Origin of the sequence: Bordetella genomosp. 7 (genome assembly GCF_002261265.1) — a bacterium.
Classification (GTDB): Bacteria; Pseudomonadota; Gammaproteobacteria; order Burkholderiales; family Burkholderiaceae_B; genus Bordetella_A.
Genome location: NZ_NEVK01000003.1, coordinates 808,195 through 825,523, shown reverse-complemented (window position 1 = coordinate 825,523; position 17,329 = coordinate 808,195). Strand labels below are relative to the sequence as shown.

At 66.8% G+C, this 17,329-nt stretch carries 15 protein-coding genes; 1 reads left to right on the top strand and 14 read right to left on the bottom strand.

All coding sequences use genetic code 11. The features are described 5' to 3' along the window. Positions 1-6: 6 nt before the first annotated feature. From CAL19_RS06195 to CAL19_RS06135, 13 genes are all read right to left on the bottom strand, one after another. Positions 7-264 (bottom strand): sulfurtransferase TusA family protein, encoded by a 258-nt coding sequence (locus CAL19_RS06195; RefSeq protein ID WP_026638333.1) that lies wholly within the window; start codon positions 262-264, stop codon positions 7-9. After that, positions 251-2,872, bottom strand: a complete 2,622-nt coding sequence (alaS, locus tag CAL19_RS06190; RefSeq protein WP_094796274.1) for an alanine--tRNA ligase — start codon at positions 2,870-2,872, stop codon at positions 251-253. Before alaS ends, CAL19_RS06195 begins: the two co-directional genes overlap by 14 nt. A gap of 91 nt (positions 2,873-2,963) precedes the next feature. Continuing rightward, the gene (locus CAL19_RS06185; RefSeq protein WP_170941501.1) at positions 2,964-4,031 is read right to left on the bottom strand and encodes a prepilin; all 1,068 of its coding nucleotides are present in this window, start codon (positions 4,029-4,031) and stop codon (positions 2,964-2,966) included. Between the two features lie 10 nt (positions 4,032-4,041). Then, entirely contained in the window at positions 4,042-4,656 is a 615-nt protein-coding gene (locus CAL19_RS06180; protein WP_026638335.1) for a type 4 pilus major pilin, read from the bottom strand. A 41-nt stretch (positions 4,657-4,697) separates the two neighbouring features. Then, the gene (locus tag CAL19_RS06175; RefSeq protein ID WP_094796272.1) at positions 4,698-5,828 is read right to left on the bottom strand and encodes a general secretion pathway protein; all 1,131 of its coding nucleotides are present in this window, start codon (positions 5,826-5,828) and stop codon (positions 4,698-4,700) included. Continuing rightward, positions 5,821-7,539: an ATPase, T2SS/T4P/T4SS family gene (locus CAL19_RS06170; RefSeq protein ID WP_094796271.1), complete on the bottom strand. Its 1,719-nt coding sequence runs from the start codon at positions 7,537-7,539 to the stop codon at positions 5,821-5,823. The genes CAL19_RS06175 and CAL19_RS06170 overlap by 8 nt, the downstream gene beginning before the upstream one ends. Beyond that, positions 7,532-8,116: a hypothetical protein gene (locus tag CAL19_RS06165; protein WP_141214359.1), complete on the bottom strand. Its 585-nt coding sequence runs from the start codon at positions 8,114-8,116 to the stop codon at positions 7,532-7,534. Before CAL19_RS06165 ends, CAL19_RS06170 begins: the two co-directional genes overlap by 8 nt. Continuing rightward, positions 8,094-9,404, bottom strand: coding sequence for a hypothetical protein (locus CAL19_RS06160; protein WP_094796269.1), 1,311 nt, complete (start codon positions 9,402-9,404; stop codon positions 8,094-8,096). The genes CAL19_RS06165 and CAL19_RS06160 overlap by 23 nt, the downstream gene beginning before the upstream one ends. Next, complete coding sequence (locus tag CAL19_RS06155; RefSeq protein ID WP_094796268.1) at positions 9,405-10,994, bottom strand: hypothetical protein; 1,590 nt, start codon at positions 10,992-10,994, stop codon at positions 9,405-9,407. Then, positions 10,991-11,842, bottom strand: a complete 852-nt coding sequence (locus CAL19_RS06150) for a TcpQ domain-containing protein (RefSeq protein WP_094796267.1) — start codon at positions 11,840-11,842, stop codon at positions 10,991-10,993. The genes CAL19_RS06155 and CAL19_RS06150 overlap by 4 nt, the downstream gene beginning before the upstream one ends. A 216-nt stretch (positions 11,843-12,058) precedes the next feature. Continuing rightward, positions 12,059-13,390, bottom strand: coding sequence for an extracellular solute-binding protein (locus CAL19_RS06145; protein ID WP_026638340.1), 1,332 nt, complete (start codon positions 13,388-13,390; stop codon positions 12,059-12,061). Between the two features lie 3 nt (positions 13,391-13,393). Beyond that, a complete protein-coding gene (locus CAL19_RS06140) occupies positions 13,394-14,650 on the bottom strand; it encodes a D-amino acid dehydrogenase (RefSeq protein WP_094796266.1) in 1,257 nt (418 codons plus the stop codon). A 180-nt stretch (positions 14,651-14,830) separates the two neighbouring features. Then, positions 14,831-15,874 carry a CDP-6-deoxy-delta-3,4-glucoseen reductase gene (locus CAL19_RS06135; protein WP_026638342.1) on the bottom strand — a complete coding sequence of 348 codons (1,044 nt, stop codon included), beginning with the start codon at positions 15,872-15,874 and terminating at the stop codon, positions 14,831-14,833. Between the two features lie 209 nt (positions 15,875-16,083). On the opposite strand from CAL19_RS06135, the gene sugE reads away from it, so the two are divergent. Further along, the gene (sugE, locus tag CAL19_RS06130) at positions 16,084-16,398 is read left to right on the top strand and encodes a quaternary ammonium compound efflux SMR transporter SugE (protein WP_026638343.1); all 315 of its coding nucleotides are present in this window, start codon (positions 16,084-16,086) and stop codon (positions 16,396-16,398) included. A 22-nt stretch (positions 16,399-16,420) separates the two neighbouring features. Here the strand turns inward: sugE and CAL19_RS06125 are convergent, their stop codons facing one another. After that, positions 16,421-17,293, bottom strand: a complete 873-nt coding sequence (locus CAL19_RS06125) for an MOSC domain-containing protein (RefSeq protein ID WP_094796265.1) — start codon at positions 17,291-17,293, stop codon at positions 16,421-16,423. Between the last annotated feature and the right edge of the window lie 36 nt (positions 17,294-17,329).

Here is a 17,329-nt window from a genome sequence, read left to right as displayed (position 1 = left end):
AACCACCTATCGGCGTCTGAGGAAGTGCAATACGGCCTCTGGGGACTCCTGCTGCGCCAGCAGGGCGTTGCCGCTTTGCTTCGCAAAGGCCTGGAAGTCGCGCACTGCCTTGGGGTCGGTAGTGGTGACCCGCAGGACCTGGCCGCTTTCCATCTGCGCCAGCGCCTTTTTGGCACGCAGGATGGGCAGCGGGCAGGTCAGCCCGCTGGCGTCGACTTCGTGCTGGAACGCCGGCAGGTCGGCCACGGACTCAGAGGCGCTCATGGACCCACTCCTGCACGCTGGCCACTGCTGCCGGCAATGCTTGGGCGTCCGTGCCGCCGCCCATGGCCATGTCGGGGCGGCCACCGCCCTTGCCGCCAACCTGGCTGGCGACAAAGCCGACCAGGTCGCCCGCCTTCACCTTGCCGGTGAGGTCGGCCGTGACCCCCGCCACCAGGCTGATCTTGCCTTCGCCGCCGGCGCTGGCAAGCAGGACGACAGCCGGCTTGAGGCGGTCTTTGAGGTTGTCGACCATGCCGCGCAAGGCTTTGGGATCGACATCGCCCAGGCTGGCCGAGAGTACCTTGACCCCCTTGATCTCGGCGGCCTTGGCCGCGAGGTCGTTACCCGCGCTGGCCGCCAGCTTGCTGCGGGCCTGTTCGAGATCTTTTTCGAGCGCGCGCAACTGTTCCTGCACTTGCACGATGCGGTCCGGTACGTCGGCCGGCGTACTGCGCAGCAGGCCGGCAGCGCGCAACAGGATGGCATTGTTGTTCTGCACCCATGCGAGCGCGTTGTCGCCGGTGATGGCTTCGACACGGCGCACGCCGGCGGCCACGCCGCCTTCGGCCACGATCTTGAACAGACCGATGTCGCCCGTGCGGACGACGTGCGTGCCGCCACACAGTTCGCGCGAGAAACCGATGTCGAGCACCCGCACGGTGTCGCCGTATTTTTCGCCGAACAGCGCCATGGCGCCGCCCTGGACCGCGTCGTCGTAAGCCATGACGCGTGCCTGGGTGGGATGGTTGGCCAGGATCTCGGCGTTGACGATGGCCTCGACCTGCGCGATCTGCTCGGCCGAAAGCGGGGCGTCATGGGCGAAGTCGAAGCGGGTCTTGTCGGGATCGACCAGCGAACCGCGCTGCTGTACGTGAGCGCCCAGCACCTGGCGCAGCGCCTTGTGCATGAGATGGGTGGCCGAGTGGTTGCGCACGGTGCGCGCACGGCGCACGGCATCGACGCGCGCCACCAGGGTGTCGCCCACCGACAGCGTGCCGGACTCCAGGGTGCCATGGTGGCCGGACACGCCGGGCTGTATCTTTTGCGTATCGGCCACCGCAAAGCGGGCGCCGCCGCCTTCGAGCAGGCCGGTGTCGCCGACCTGCCCGCCCGATTCGGCGTAGAACGGCGTGGCATCGAGCACCACGATGGCGTTCTGGCCAGCCTGGACCTGCTGCACGGACGTGCCGTCGACATACAAGGCGGCGACCTTCACGGCGTCGAGCTCGAGCTTCTCGTAGCCTTCGAAGCGCGTGTCGGCGCCCTCGTAGCTGAGGCCTTCGGCCATCTTGAACTTGCCGGCGGCACGCGCCTGCTCACGCTGGCGAGCCATGGCGGCGTCGAAACCCGCCATGTCGACGTCAACCTGGCGTTCGCGGCAGATATCGGCTGTGAGATCCACGGGAAAGCCGTAGGTGTCGTACAGCGTGAACAAGGTAGTGCCGTCGAGCTGACCGCCGGCGGGGACGCCCGCCAACGCACCATCGAGGATCTTCATGCCATGCTCGAGCGTTTCGCCGAAGCGCTCTTCTTCTTGCTTGAGCACCTGTGCGACGCGCTCGGCGGCTTGCGCGAGCTCGGGATAGGCCTGCCCCATTTCGGCCACGAGGTCAGGCACCAGCTTGTAGAAGAACGGCTTGGTCTGGCCCAGCTTGTAGCCGTGGCGCAACGCCCGGCGCACAATGCGGCGCAATACGTACCCGCGACCTTCGTTGCTGGGGATGACACCGTCCACGATCAGGAAGGAACACGCACGGATGTGGTCGGCGATGACCTTCAGGGAGTTGTCTTCCAGATCGCTGACCCCGGTTTCGCGCGCCGCCGCGCGGATCAGGTTCTGGAACAGGTCGATTTCGTAGTTGGAATGCACGCCCTGCAGCACGGCGGCAATGCGCTCGAGGCCCATGCCGGTGTCGACACAGGGCTTGGGCAGCGGCTCCATGTTGCCGGCGGCATCGCGCTCGAACTGCATGAAAACGAGGTTCCAGATTTCGATGTAGCGATCGCCGTCTTCTTCGGGCGAACCCGGAGGGCCGCCCCACACGTCGGGGCCGTGGTCGTAGAAAATTTCGGAGCACGGGCCGCACGGACCGGTGTCGGCCATTTGCCAGAAGTTGTCGGACGCATAGCGTGCGCCCTTGTTGTCGCCAATGCGCACGATGCGCTCGCGCGGCACGCCGATTTCGTTGGCCCAGATGTCGTAGGCTTCGTCGTCTTCCTGGTAGACGGTCACCCAGAGCTTTTCCGCGGGCAGCTTATATACCGTGGTGAGCAGTTCCCAGGCGTACTGGATGGCGTCGCGCTTGAAGTAATCGCCGAAGCTGAAGTTGCCCAGCATTTCGAAGAACGTATGGTGCCGGGCGGTATAACCGACGTTTTCCAGGTCGTTGTGCTTGCCCCCTGCCCGCACGCTGCGCTGCGATGACGTGGCGCGCGTATATGACCGGGCTTCTTTGCCGGTGAATACGTCCTTGAATTGCACCATGCCCGAGTTGGTAAAGAGCAGCGTGGGGTCGTTGCCCGGCACAAGCGAGGCCGAAGGAACGATGGTGTGCCCCTTCGACTGGAAGAACTGCAGGAATTTCTGGCGAATCTCTGAGGATTTCATGCTGGACGAACCGGGGTTTTAGGCGAATCTTTGATTATAGAGGCTCGGCAGTCCGGCGCTACAGCCGCCGCCTGCCGGCCTGCCCGGACGGCTATCCCGCGCCGACACATACGTATGCGTTGGTGCGCAAGCCATCCGGCCCCCACAGGTCGGACGAGACGCGAACCGGCGTATACCCCTTGGGACACGAGCACTTGCCCGTAATGGGATTGACGCTGGAATAGGCTCCGCAGCCATCCGCCCCGGCGACGGCATAGGCGCCGCCGAAGCCGGCGCCGGGCGGAGCTTTCCAGCGCCCGCCCCGGCACTGGAGCAAGCCGCCATCGGCCCCGCGGGCGAACAGCCCGGCCAGGGCCGCCGAGCAGGTGCTGCCGGCGGTGGCCGCAGTTCCGACAGACAGATAGCCGCCGGCGGACAAGTCGCCCTGCGCCGATATGCTGCCGCCTACCGTAAGCGACGCTTCCAGTTCCGGGTCGCGGACATCATGCCTGCGCACATACAGGTCGTAGTCGCTTGCGCCATATCCCGTCCAGACCGCCAGCGTGCCCGGCGCCACGGCGGGCGCGCCGGCAGCCGGCGGATTGGGAAAGTCAAAGTTGGCGCCCCTGATTCGCGACTCGACGGCCCAGCCCCCGTACCCGTGCGTGGCCTCGACAGCCGCGCCCAGGCGCATCATGTCGGGCAACCCGTCGGCGGCCAGCAACGGCTGGCTGGTATACGCCAGCACGTCGATGCGGCAGGCCTCGCCCGGGCAGCGGCCGTCGCGCAGGACGCGAATGACGACGTCCTGTCCGAAGGCGCCGGTTTCCGGAAATCCGGCCGGCAGGTGCCCCTGGGCCTTGAGCTCGGACAGGCGCGGGGCGAACAGGTCGCCGTACAGCGGCAACCCGTCTTCGCCGAGCGCCGGCGTGCCTTCCGCGAGGCTGTCGAAATGCCGCTCCAGCATCCTGTCCAGGCCGCGCTTGAGTTCCAGCAGCCAGACACCCGTGGCGCGGCCGGCCGCATCATCGGCCTGATGCACCAGCCGGTTGGCCGTCCAGATAAGGACCATGCTGGCCAGGGCGAGCGCGATGGCCAGTTCCAGCAAGGCAAAGCCTGACTGCCCGGCGCGGGCCTGCCGTGCGCCCCGTCGCCGGGCTGGGAGTAAAGCCGCTTCCATATACCGCCCTTCAGCGCACAGTGAATACAAACGTATTGCTGTCGCCTTCGGCGCACTGCGCCTCGGCGGCGGAGGCGCTGTACGGGACTCGCGGCACGGCGATATTGTCTTTCACGATTGCGGCGCCGCCTCGGCCCTCGATGCTGATGATGTCAGACATGCGCTGCATGACCGACGCCAGTCCCGGACATGCGGCGTTGTTGACGTTGGTGAGGGTGATGGAAAAACCCGACCCTGCGCCCGCCGCGGCGATCGAGGCAGGCGCGATGCTGATGACACCATTGCTGCCCGTGCCGCTGCCGCCAAGCCCATGGGCAACTACGGCGGCCGCCCCCGTGCCTGAAACTGACACCACGCTGGAATCGCGCAACGCATTGGCCAGCGACCCGGTATCGAGATCGGCATAGGGAACGGCGCCCGAGCCTTGCGCGTTGGTCTTGATGCGCGCCACGTAGCGCTGCAGCTCTTCGCCTACCTTGGGCACCTTGTTCTCGATGACGTAGGCTCCGATGGCAGGTATGCCGATGATGGCAATCAGCAGCACGATGGCCGTGACGATGGACACCTCGACCAGTGAGAAGCCGGACTGGCGGCGCCGGGCAGGAACGGAAAATGTACGAGACATGAATGACTCCGGTTGAGATAGAACAGGAAAGGCCGCGCCATTTACTGGCTGGCGTAGAAATTGGTCAGCGCGCGCCGCAGCTCGTCGATGACGGCGTAGTGCCATAGCGTCAACGCGAGCACGGCGGCGACCGACAGCAGCAAAAGCCCCCAGCGCAATGCCTGTGCTTCGCGCCGTATGCGACGCAGCGCCCGCGACTCGGCCCGCAAGCGTGCCTGCTCCACGCCGGCTTCGAGCCCGCGCGCGGCAATGACGTCGCCCATGAACCAGGCGGTTTCGCGATCAAACAGGCCTGTTTCGAACGTACCGGCCCCCACAATGCCGTGCTCGACGCGCGACAGCATTGCGTTTACATGCCAGGCCAGCCATGGCCGGGCGCGCCGAGCCAGCGCCGCGAGCGCCTCGCGCAGCCGAGTATCCAGGTTGCCGCGCTGCCGCAGCATGATTGCCAGCATGGCAAGGAACCGGATCGCATGCGCATCGCGATACAGCCGCCAGGGAAACCAGCGGTCAAGCCGTACGCGCCATGGCCCCACGGCCATGGGCGCGGCCCACACCGCCAGGCCTGCGCCACCGGCCAGCAGTACGGCCCAGAAAGGCAGCCAACTCTGCAGCGCGCGGGCCAAGCCGAACAACCCGCGCGTGAGTCCGCCGTAATAATCGGCGGGTACAGCCTGGAAGACCTGCTGCAGGCGCGGCACGGTGAAAAAAGGAACGGCCGTCAGCACGCCCACGGCCACTGCCAGTGCCACGACGCCAGCGGCCGTTGCGCCCGCCAGCACCTGACGCGCCTGTTGGACGAGACGCACCGCATCGGCCAGCCCGCGCAGCGCATGCGGCAATGCGTCTCCACCCGCCCGCTGTGCCGTGCCTATCAGTTGCGCTTCGTCATGGGGGATACTGCGTGAGAACGTCGCCGCGAGGTCTCCGCCGGATTCTTGGTAGCGATGCAGCCAATGCAGCGCCAGTCGGCCTCGCACCGTGCGGCTGCCATAGCGCCTTGCGTCATCAGCGAATACGTCACGCAGCGTCTTGCGCCCATCCAGGCTGACGATGAGATCGGCCAGATATTCGTAGTAATCGGCGCGCCGGGCCTGGAAACGGCCGGCGTCCCAGCACGCGCCAATGCGACGCGCCCAGACGGAAAAGCTCACAGCCAGGCGATCAAGCATCAAGAGCCTCCGCTTGCGGCATGGCCCGCATGCCGGTGGGAGCCCCCGGCAGACGAAAGTGCGATGCGACCGGACGCGGATCCAGTAGCCCGAGCGCAACCTTGTAAAGCGCGCACTCGGCCGCCGACTTTCCTGTCATGTCAGCGTGTTGCAAGGGCGTGCGCGGCCGCGAACGTACATAACGCAGCAGGCCAAGGTTGTCTCTGCGCCGCACATGGATGAGCAAGCCGTCATCCTGGCCCGGCTCGATCATCTCGGCCACTACGGTGCGCCCCGTCAGGCCGTTTAACTGTGGCAGGCCTGCACGCCTGCAAGCCGCACAACCCTGCGGGTTGCGAGCGCGCAGAGATCCGGGTTCGAGCTGGTGAGCGCGGGCGAAGGCCGCCGCCCACTTGCCCCAGTCGTAGCCGCAATCACCCCGCGCCGCTGCGCTGAACGGCAACGCACACGAGGAACACAGCTGCGGCATGAGCGCCTGGTAGACAAGCAGCTTGAGCACCCCAGGGGTCGCAAGAAAATCGCGCGATATGCCGATGAAGTCGGAAGCCAGGCGCTCGGGAATCATGTGCGCCGCGCCTGTATGTGTGGTGGTGTAGATGTTGACGCCCGAACCCGCAAGGTCCGTGAAGGCGCGGCCGGTATCGCGGTCGCGGACTTCGCCGATGAGCAGGTCGTGCATGGCCGACCGCTTGATCGTCTTGAGCTTCGCGTCGAACACGGGGGACGCCGACGCGTCGAGCTGGCGCCCCACGGTGTTCTGCAGCGCGTTGACGATGCGGTATTCGACCGGATCTTCCAGCGTGATGACCTTGCGCGTCGCGGCGATGCCGCGCATCAGTGTGGCAATGGATGTGGACTTGCCCGAGCCGACGATGCCGGCCAGCACAATGGCCCCGCCGGCCTGCTCGCGAGCGCGCTCGAGCATGGCCACCTGGGACGGCAGATAGCCCAGCTCTTGCAGGCTGGAGCCGCCTTCGGCGGCGTCCAGGCGCAGCAGCCGCAGGCAAACCGAAGGGCCGGCATCGGTCGCCAGTGAAGCCCAGCGCACGGTGACCGGACGACCGTCGACGTCGAGCGCGATGCGCCCCTGCTGCTCGACCAGGGGATCGAATACCGCGCCATTGCCCCCACGCACATCCATCCAGGCCACCGCCAGCACTTCCAGCAGCGTGGCCGCGGACATGTCGAGAAAGCAGCCGGGCAGCACATAGGCGCCGTCGATGCTGTACCGGACTTCGGATCGCGCCGGAGGATGGCAGACGTTGATATGCACGTCGCTGGCACGATGCTGCAGCCCCCAGCGCACAATATCGAGAAAGATGGCGGCCAGGGTCGATCGTCGGGCATGAGCCGGCGTGCCGCGAATTTCGCGCAGCGATGCCGCCGTCAGCTGCCCCCGGGCCACCGGCAGCAGCAATGCGGGCGGCAGCGCATAACGCGGCACCGCGGCCAGCCGATGCCCGCGGGCGCGTACCAGCCGCTCGACTTCGGCAATGGCGTCGCCATGCACGTAGTCGTGCAGCGCGAAGATGGCGACCTGCTGCCCTTCGAGCAAGACCGGACACAACCTGCCGGCCAGCAGTGCGAGATCGATTTCGTCCAGGGGGCGCACGAACGCCGGCGTCAGGCGGGCCAGATCGTCATGCGTATGCAGCCAGGGCGCCGTGGCGCCCGCTGCAGCGGGCTGCGCAAGCGTGGACGTGTCATTCATGGCCGGGCTCTTCCGATGCCAGGCAAGCGGTATATGACCGGCCGGCCCGGCCCAGGCGCACGCAAGGGGTATCGATGGCCTGCAGCGTGTAGGGATTCGAATCGCCGGCATTGCCGCCCATCGGAGCGGGACGGCCCGCCCGGTAGAGCAACACCGTGCCGTTGACCGACACATGGGCACGCAGTGCTTTGCCGACGCCGTAGATGGCAAGCACCCGAATGCGGTCGGGGCCTTCGTGTGATGCGGCGTCATGCCCGGCTGGCCGCAAGGCCGCTTGCGGCGCATCCGGCTGGCGCAGCCAATCCGAGGCCCGCCGGGGCAGCCCGGACGCGGCGCGTGCCGCCTGCGCGTCGATGTGCAGCAGCTCGCGTACCGTATCCCCTTCTGGCCAGCCCTGATCTTCGGCAGCGGCATATCCGCCAGCGTCGTCCACAGGCCCGGACGCAGTGGCGGCCGGGCTCGCGCGTCCGGACGTGGCCAGGCCGCAGGCCGTTATCACGCTCGCAAGCAGTGCTGCGAACCTGTGGACACGAAGCGCATGCAGGTCTGTGAGGCTATGGCTGTGCATCGTTTTCATAGAGAACTCCTTGAAGCTCGGCTGTAAGGGCGCTGACCGCCGTGCCGGGTTCACGCCCCTGCGCCAACCGCAGTACCAGCGAGGACCACGCCACGGCCAGCGACTGCTGCCCCGCCAGCACCGCGACAGAGCGCAGCGGCCCGTACAGCGCCACGGAACGCTGGCGCAGCGCCGGCAGTGGCACTGGCGCTGCGAAGGCCTGCCCGGCGGAATCGCGCGGCGCGGTGATAGGCACGGCCATGGACGGGCCCAGCTTCATCTGCTGGAAGGCCGGGCGCGCCTGCTGCAACGCGCTGGCCAGCACGCGGTCGACGTGGGCGGACGTGGGCACGTCGACCCGCTCGAGCGAGGTATCGTTGCCGGGCACCGTCCACACCAGCTCGGCGTCATCGAGCGGGTGAAGCCGGAACTGCCAGTGCGGGGGCAAAGACTGCAAAAATGCCAGGTTGGTGGCATCGGCCTGCACGCGCGCATAGGCCGCCCTGCACCTCCAGGCCCCCTGCCCCGGTTGGCAGCGTGCTTCGCGCAGCAGCCAACCTTGCACGTTCAGCGGCAGCCGATGCAGCGAACCCAGTACGCGCGCAAGCTCGGGCAAGGGGTGTACGCGCTGCTTCCTGAGAAACCCGTCGACCGCCTGGCGCCACGCGTCTTCTGCGCTGGCCGGCATGGCCTGCGCCGGCGCCGGCGGCGGCACCGGCCACAGCTGGCGGATCAACGGAATCGACGCGGCGAACGCCAGCGTGCACAGGAACACTCGCACCGGCAGCGGCAGCCATGACCAGCGATTGCCTACTGGCTGCATCAACGTGGCGGGGCCAAGGGCCGCCTGCATGGCCCGCAGCGACAGGGCGCCGTCCTGCCGCCGCAAGGAGGGGTACTGGTCGGCCAACGCTTGCAGCGCCATCGACGCCTGATGCGCATCGGCATAGAGCGTGTCGCCCCGTGCCGCCACGGCGCCGTCCTGCGACGCTGCCAGCCAGCATTGGCCGTCCGGCAATGGAACTACACACGCGACAGCGCCTTCCGGATACAGCTGCGCGAACGCCTGGGCCGCTGCGTGCACCGGACGACGCTGCTGATGCGCAGCCAGCCGCGCGCACCCGCCGGCCATGGCCCCCTGTCCGCCCGTAACGAAGTGCGTGGCGCGCATGCGCCTGGCGCGGGAACGCGCCATGCTCCGGGCGTGGCTGCCCACCACGGCGAACCAAGACAGGCCGAACGCCAGGCTGGCCGAGCCGTCCGGGGTATCTATCAGCAGCAGCTGGCCGGGAGCCGGTATGGCAGCCATTCAGATGCCCTCCTCTACCATCGCCGTGACGATGACGATGGTGGTGAGCCGGTCGCGCGAGACGCGGTCTTGCCCGCCGGCCAACAGGGGTGCGTCGGGAGTCAGGCGGCGCCGGTCGTACTCGTCCTGGCGGCGGTCGAAGCCTGACAGGATCACGGGCTCGCCGGGACTGAGCGCCACCTGCTGCACCGTGCCGTTGCCATCGATGGTGACTTGCTGGATCTGGATCTGGTTGCCGCGCTCACCGAACGTGACGCTCTTGATCGGCTGGGCCACCGTGTTGTCATATGCGATCGACAGGAGAATGCGTCCGTCGGCCTGCGCGTCGGGCACGAGCGTCAGGAAGGTGCCGACCGTTTCCTGCTTCTGGCTGATGGACACCGAAGGCAGCGCAACGCCCCCGAGTGATGCGTCGACCCCGGCGACGGCCATGCTCTGCACCTGGTCGATATACGAGAATGTGGTGCGCACCGCATGCGTGACCGGGCGACGGTTCAGCGTCAGCACCGGTACGCTGCTATGACGCAGGACAGCGCCAGACTGGCTGAGCGCGGAAACAATGGCCTGCGAGCGCTGAAAGCCGCCTGACTCGACCGTAGCCCCCAGGGCCGCCGCGGTACTGCCTGCCACGGCAGGAATCGTGGCGGTGACGGCCGTTCGCGCGCTTTCGTAGACGGCTTTCCAGTCGACACCGCCTTCGGCGCCGTCGTTGGCCACCACGGTGAGTTCTTCGAACAGCAGGCGCACTCGCCGGGTCAGGGCCTGATTCTCTCCGTCGATGAACTGGGCGATGCGATCGAGGACTTCGGGCGTGTCGGTAATGACCAGCGTGCTGCCCCCGCCGTCGAGCTCTGCGACGGTGCCGGCCTGTGTCAGGAAAGGAAGAATGCGAGCCCGGACGGCTTGCAGGGCATGCTGGTCGCCCGACGACAGCGCGGTACTGGATGTATTGTCAAAGCCGCCTGCTTCGGCCGAGCCCGAGCGTCCCAGGCGCGCGTCGGCGCGGCTGGAAAGTGTCAGTGCGCGCACATCGAACACGCGCGTCTGCATGCGATAGAACTCGATGGCGTGACGATGGTAGCGCCAGTTCACGCCGAAGCTCGCAGCGAGCATGTCCAGCGTATCGGGCAGCGGCCGGGGCCCCGCCTGCACCGGCACCCGCAGCGTGGTGGCCAGATCGGCGGGCACGGCATTGCCGAGCCTGGGCAGGAACAGCGACTGCGGCAGTAACGCATCGGGCGCGACGCGTACCGCAATGCCGGTCGTGCGCGTCAGGCGCTCGGCCAGCGCAGGCAGGTCGAGTTTGCCGGCGAACAGCAAGGTCGTGTCGATTTCGCCCCGCAAGGCCGGCGGCAGTACGGCATCGCGCGCCAACGGCTGTGGGCGGCCCGCCAGCCAGGGTTTATCGACATCTTGCGCGGCGATGCGCGCGGCGCGGTCGGATGCCGCTGCGGCGAACTGGCGTTGGCCGGACTCGAGCTGCGTATGCGCGCCGGCAATCGCGTCGCGCAGAGCCTGCAAGGACTGTTGGGCGGCGCATCCGCCCAATGTCAATAATGCAAGGCTGCAAGGCAAAAAGCGCAAAATCATGGGCGGGCCTCCGACGCGGCGGAGCGGTCGCATGCCTGTGTGAACGGCACGACGCGCAACACCTTGTTTGTGTAGAAACACGGTTGAACGGGCCGCTCGCCCAGTTCGGTAGAAGCCAGCAACTGACGCACGGCGGTCTTGAAATCGGCGGCGAAGGTCGCGTGGCCCGCCAGGGGTATATCGACATCGACCGACCAGTGCTGGGGCTCGAACGTCCAGCCGGAATGGGCTGCCCAGCGGGCCAACACAGCCCTGAGCGTGGTGTCGGATGGGCCGGCGTGAAAGGACTGTGCCAACGACGCTTCAGGCGACGCAGCGTCAGCGGGCGGTGGGTCAGAAGGCCGCGTGTCGGCGGGCGGCACGGACGATGCGGCGCGGATTTTCGCTGCCTCGGACGCAAGCCGTGTCGGCGCGGGGGCCTCATCGACGGATGCGCTGGCAGGCGGATCGGGATCCGGCAGGCCTGGCGGCGCGGGGCGCGGCCCCGGAATGCCCGAGGATTGCCGCCGCTCGACTCTTGCCGCATGCTGTCCGCCCTGAAGCACCAGCGCGGGCCAGATGCCCTCGACAACAATGTAGGGGTCGCGGCGCACGTGCGGTAAAGGTTTGAGCCCGGCTGGCGTCTGCGCAAACACGGCCGGCGGCGTGCGCCCCGGCGCGTATTGCAGCCAGGTATGCCCGGCGCCGCTGAAGACCTGAAGCGGCGCGACGGCAGGATCGCCCGACAATTGCCAGTCGAAGTCATAGTGCGCTGCCGGCGCGTCACTGCGCCAGGCCGGCGGGCCGGACCATTGCGCGCAAGCCGCCAGCCCCAGCGGCAGCACGCCCAGTAGAAAGAGTCGAACCATGCTCGTCCTGATCGGAATCGCGCTTCGGGTTGGAGCGCGTAGACGGCATGGTGGCGCGCCTTGCAGAAGGCGCCTAGACAGACATATACGAACGGAGCTTTTTGCTCACTCGACACGCAGGAACCATTGCAGCCCCCCCAAAAAAAACCGGCCCTGCAGGCCGGTTGCATGCGTACGACGGACCGTGGCGGACGCGGCCGCCCGGCCCGCCGCCGGCTAGCGCTGCTGCGCCAGCTTGCGCGCCTGATCGGCGGCGCGGTTCAATGCCGCCACAGGCGGGGTCTTGCCTTCGAGGGCTTCGTTCAGTTCCTGGTTGAGCACGACTTCGACGCGGTCGTAATTGGCCATGCGGAAGCCGCGGCTGGTCTGGGGCGCTTTCCCGACCATGGATTGCACGATGGCCTGCGCGCCCGGCACCTTGTTGTAGAACGACACATCGGCGGCGCGGAAGGCCGCGTCGGTCAGCGGCAGATAGCCTGTGCGCTGATGCCATTCGGCGGCGATGACCGGCTTGGCGAGCCATGCCAGGAATTGGGCCGTGGCCTTTTCCTGGGCCTGCGAATGGCCTTCGATCGCCCACAGTGCCGAACCGCTGATGAACGGCGCGCCGGCTTCTTTGGTGACCTGGTCGTAATACGGCAACGGTGCAACGCCGAAGGACAGCGAACGCGTATTCATGAACAGGCCTGCGGCGCCCGATCCCGACGTCAGCACGGCGCATTCGCCCTTGGCGAACAGCTTGTCGCTTTCGTTATCGTCGGAATGGGCCGTGAAGAGCAGCGATCGCTTCCAGCTGACCATGAGCGACACATGGCGCATGTACAAGGTGTCGAAACGCAGCGTGGGAGCAGCCTTGGAGGAGGCCAGGCCGTTGTCGTTGCTGGTGAACGCCTGCTTGTTCACCGGCGCGAGGTTTTCCAGGTGCACCTTGACCTGGTTGCTGGATGCATACGGGCATTCGATATTGGCCACGTCGCGCAGCTTGAGAAGGTCGCCCTGCAAGTCGGCCCAGGTGCGCGGCGGGCGGTTGGGGTCGAGCCCCGCCTTTTTGTAGTACGACAGGTTGTAGAACATCATGGGCACTTCGGCCATCCAGGGAAAGGCCAGCAAGCGCCCCTTGGCATCCCGCGTGAAGCTCGACGTAGACGGCAGGAACCAGTTGAGGTCTTTGATGGGGTAGCGCGCCAGCAACTGATGCAGCGGCAGGATGGCCTTGTGGTCCGATACCACTTCGGGTGAACGGTTATCGGACAGCTGAATCAGGTTGGGCCCCTTCTTTTTCTTCAGCGCATCGGCCGCCGCTTGCTGCAGCGCCTGTTCGGTGGGGAAGTCGCGCAATTCGACGCTGACTTCTTTTTGTTCTTTGTTGTATTTCTTGGCAAGCTTTTCGAACTCGGCCTTGTTGGGGCCGGACAGCGTGTGCCAGACCTCGATCTCGACGTCGGCGCCGTGCGCTGCGCCCGCGACGGCCAGCGCCGCGCCGAATACCCAGGTACGCCGACTGGCCACCAGTGCGCGGGCCAGGCCCGCCAGTTGCAATGTCTTCATAGGTTACGAACCAAGAAAAGGAAATTCGGGCTCGGGCCGGCGTCCGCTGAGCAGATCGGCCAGCGCCCGGCCCGAACCGACGCCCATGGTCCAGCCCAGCGTACCGTGGCCTGTATTCAGGTACAGGTTGGGGATGCGGGTGCGGCCGACCAGGGGCACGTTCGAAGGAGTGGACGGGCGCAGGCCCGACCAATAGCTGACGCTCTCGAAGTCGAGCGCGTCGGGAAACAGTTCGCGCGCCAGGCGCGCCATGGCCTGGCAACGGCCGGTGTTCAATTCGCGCGAATAGCCCGACAGTTCTGCCGTGCCGGCCATGCGCAGGCGGTTGCCCAGGCGCGTGAACACGACCTTGTGACTGCTGTCGGTAAGGCTGACCACCGGCGCGCGCGCCGGATCGCGGATATCGAAAGTGGCCGAGTAACCCTTGGCCGGGTATACATTGCATGGCACGCCCAGGGGCCTGACCAGCCTGGGGCTGAAACTGCCCAGCGCCACCACGTAGGCGTCGGCCGCGATGCGGCCGTAGCTGCCGTCGGGCTGAATGACTTCGATGGCCTCGACCTGGCCGCCCCCGGTCACCAGGCGCGTGACGCTGGTGCCGTAGCGGAACTCGACGCCGGCAGCCTCGCATCGCTGCGCCAGGCCGGCCGTAAACAGATGCACGTCGCCGCTTTCGTCTTCGGGGGTGTAGTCGCCGCCGACGATGGTGGCCCGGTGAGCCGCCAGCGCCGGTTCGATGGCAACCACTTCGTCGGCCGTGACGACGCGGCGCTCGACGCCGAAATCGCGCATCAGGCCGGCGGCTTTCTGCGAAATTTCGAACTCGTGGGGGTCGCGGTAGAAATTGAGAATGCCGCGTTCGAGGTGATCGTACGGAATGGCCAGTTCGGCACGCATGGCCTGAAGCGTGGCGCGGCTGTATTCGGCAAGCCGGACCATCGCCCGGATGTTGGGCGCGAGCCGGCCCGGCATGCATTCACGCAGAAACGCCAGGCCCCACATCCATTGGCGCCAATCCAGTTGCGGACGGAACAGCAGGGGTGCGTCGTCCTGGAACAGCCACTTGAGGAGCTTCAGTGGCGCCTGCGGATTGGCCCAGGGTTCGGCATAGGACACGGAAATCTGGCCTCCGTTGGCCAGGCTGGTTTCCTGGGCGGGGCCGCTGCGGCGTTCAACGACCACGACGTCGTGACCCGCCTGGCGCAGCCACCATGCGCTGGAAATGCCGATGATGCCGCTACCCAATACCGCTACTTTCATGCGCGACTTGCTCCTTGCCCCGCGCGCCGCAAAGAGACGATCTCCCTGCGGCCACGGCTCGATCCTGTAGGAATGCCGGTGCGGCAGTGTACTGCGTCGGTACGCCCCCGCCTACAACATAAACAAAGGGGGCGTATCCAGTTGCAGCCGGACGTTTCCGACCGGCCTGCGCCGTCGGCTTCAGCCGGCGCGGGCCAGGTCGGCCTCGGACGTAAATGCATCGGCGTAGAACTCGTCTTCCGGTAGGCCGCATTGGGCGGAAAATTCGCGCCGCGCGGCATCGACCATGACCGGCGCGCCGCACGCATATACCTGGTATCCGGACAGATCGGGATGATCCTGCAGCACGGCCTGGTGCACGAAGCCGGTGCGGCCCGTCCAGCCGTCTTCCGGAAGACCATCGGACACCACTGGCACATATTGAAAATCGGGCAGTGTCCGGGCCCAGGACTGCGCCAGCTCGTGCATGTACAGGTCGCGCGGGCGGCGCCCGCCCCAGTACAGCGCCACGGGACGACGTATGCCATGGTGAGCCATGTGCTCGACAATCGCCTTCACGGGCGCAAAGCCGGTGCCGCTGGCCAGCAGGATAATGGGCTTGTCGCTGTCTTCGCGCAGGAAGAAAGAACCGAACGGGCCTTCCAGACGCAGGATTTCCCGTACCTTCATCTGGGTGTCGCCGGCGCCGAACACGTGGTCGGTGAAGACGCCCCCCGGCATGTGGCGCAGGTGCAGTTCGATCGGACTGCCTGCGTGCGGCGGGCTGGCCATGGAATAGCTGCGGCGCTTGCCGTCTTTGAGAATGACCTCGATGTACTGCCCGGCGTAATAACGGAATGGTTCGGCCGCCGGCAGTTGCAGGCGCAGCACGGTGACATCGGGCGCGGCCAGTTCCATGGCCTGCACGCGCGCCGGCAGTTTGCGGATCTGGATGTCGCTGGCCAGCCGGACTTCCGTGGATTCGATGACCAGGTCCGACTGCGGCCGGGCCTGGCAAAACAAGGTGTAGCCCTGCGCCAGTTCTTCGGGCGACAGAATCTGCGCGGGATACTCGCCCGCATCGGCCTGGCCCGAAATAACCTTGCCCTTGCAGGTCGAACAAGCGCCGTTGCGGCAGCTGTAGGGCAGCACGATCCCGGCGGCCAGGGCGGCATCGAGCACGGTCTGGCCGGGCTCGGCGGAAAACTGATGCTGGCTGGGTTGTACGGTGACCTGGAAACTCATGGGGACCATCTGTAAAAATCCAATGCGCGGCGCCCGGCGTTGCATTCGGGCGCGGGCGCGCCTGCCCGCAACCGGCGGTCAATTGGGTATTCTATAATTTTTAGCGCGCCGGGACGGCCCGGCGCCGCCCCCGGCCACGGCTGGCGGCATCTTTCCCGGGGACGACCCCACCGCCGGCGCCAGCCGGCAGCTTTCAAATGGGGTTAAGCATGACCTGGGTCATTCTCGTTTTGGCGGGGCTGTTTGAAGTAGTGTGGGCGGTCGGCCTGAAATACACGCATGGATTCACCCGCCTGATTCCTTCGGCCATCACACTCGTCAGCATGGTGGTCAGCGTCTGGCTGTTGTCCGTCGCGATGAAGAGCCTGCCCCTGGGCACGGCGTACGCGGTATGGGTGGGGATAGGCGCGCTGGGGGCATTCATCTCGGGCATCGTGCTGTTCGGCGAAGCCGTGTCGACCATGCGGGTGGTCAGCGTGCTGCTGATTGCAGCCGGCCTGGTGGGGCTGAAGCTCTCGACCTGAGCAGGACGCCCGCGCGTCAGCGCTAGAAATCCAGTTCGATCTCGACCGGGTCGCCTACCCGCAGGCGGGCGCCCGGCGCTGCGCTGACGATGGCGTTCTGCCCGAACACGACACCGATGTCGAACTTGCGGTATGTGGCCAGCGTGCGCCCGGGTTCGTCGTAGCGCTGAGCAGTCTGCTGGTCGATATTGGGCATGGGGCAACGCGTGCACGGCTTGACCAGCGCCATGTCGACGCCGTTGGCCGACACCAGGGCGGTGTGGTCTTCGTCGTAGGCTTCCCATCCGCCCTGAATCACGATATTGGGCCGGAAGCGGTTCATGGGCACGGCGGGATGCCCCTGGGCCGCCAGCCGTTGATTCAGCTCATCGAGCGAAGCCTGGTTGGCGATCAGCAGCGGGAAGCCGTCGGCAAACCCGAAATCGTGGTCTCCGTCAAAGGCGGCCGCGAGGTCCGGATGCGCGGCCCGCCAGCGGTCGACCCATTCGGCGCGTGCGGGCCGCTGGGCCTGCGCGTCGATCTTCACCAGTATGCAGTTCTGGCCCAGCACCTCGCTGAGCCACGCCGCCGCCTGGGGGCTTTCCTGGCGCGCCGGGACGGTGTCTTTCCAGACCGTGACGGGACGCACGGCCTCGCCCAGTTGCGAGCCGTCGAGCGCAATACTGAGCGCCGGCATGCCGGGCGCGCGCAGTTCAAGACTGTCGGCGGTGATGGCAGGCCGGATCAGGGCCATGGCCGGCCATTGGCGCTGCGTCATGAATTGCCCCTGCGCGGTCAGAATCATCCAGCGCCGGTCGCCGGCCAGGCCGGCGCGGTCGATCGGAGATTCGGCCAGATCAATGGCGGCGCACGATTTGATGGGGTAGATGTGCAGGCTGGCAATGCGTGCGGTCATGGCGGCAGATGGCAGTCGGACATGTGGTCGCAAAGC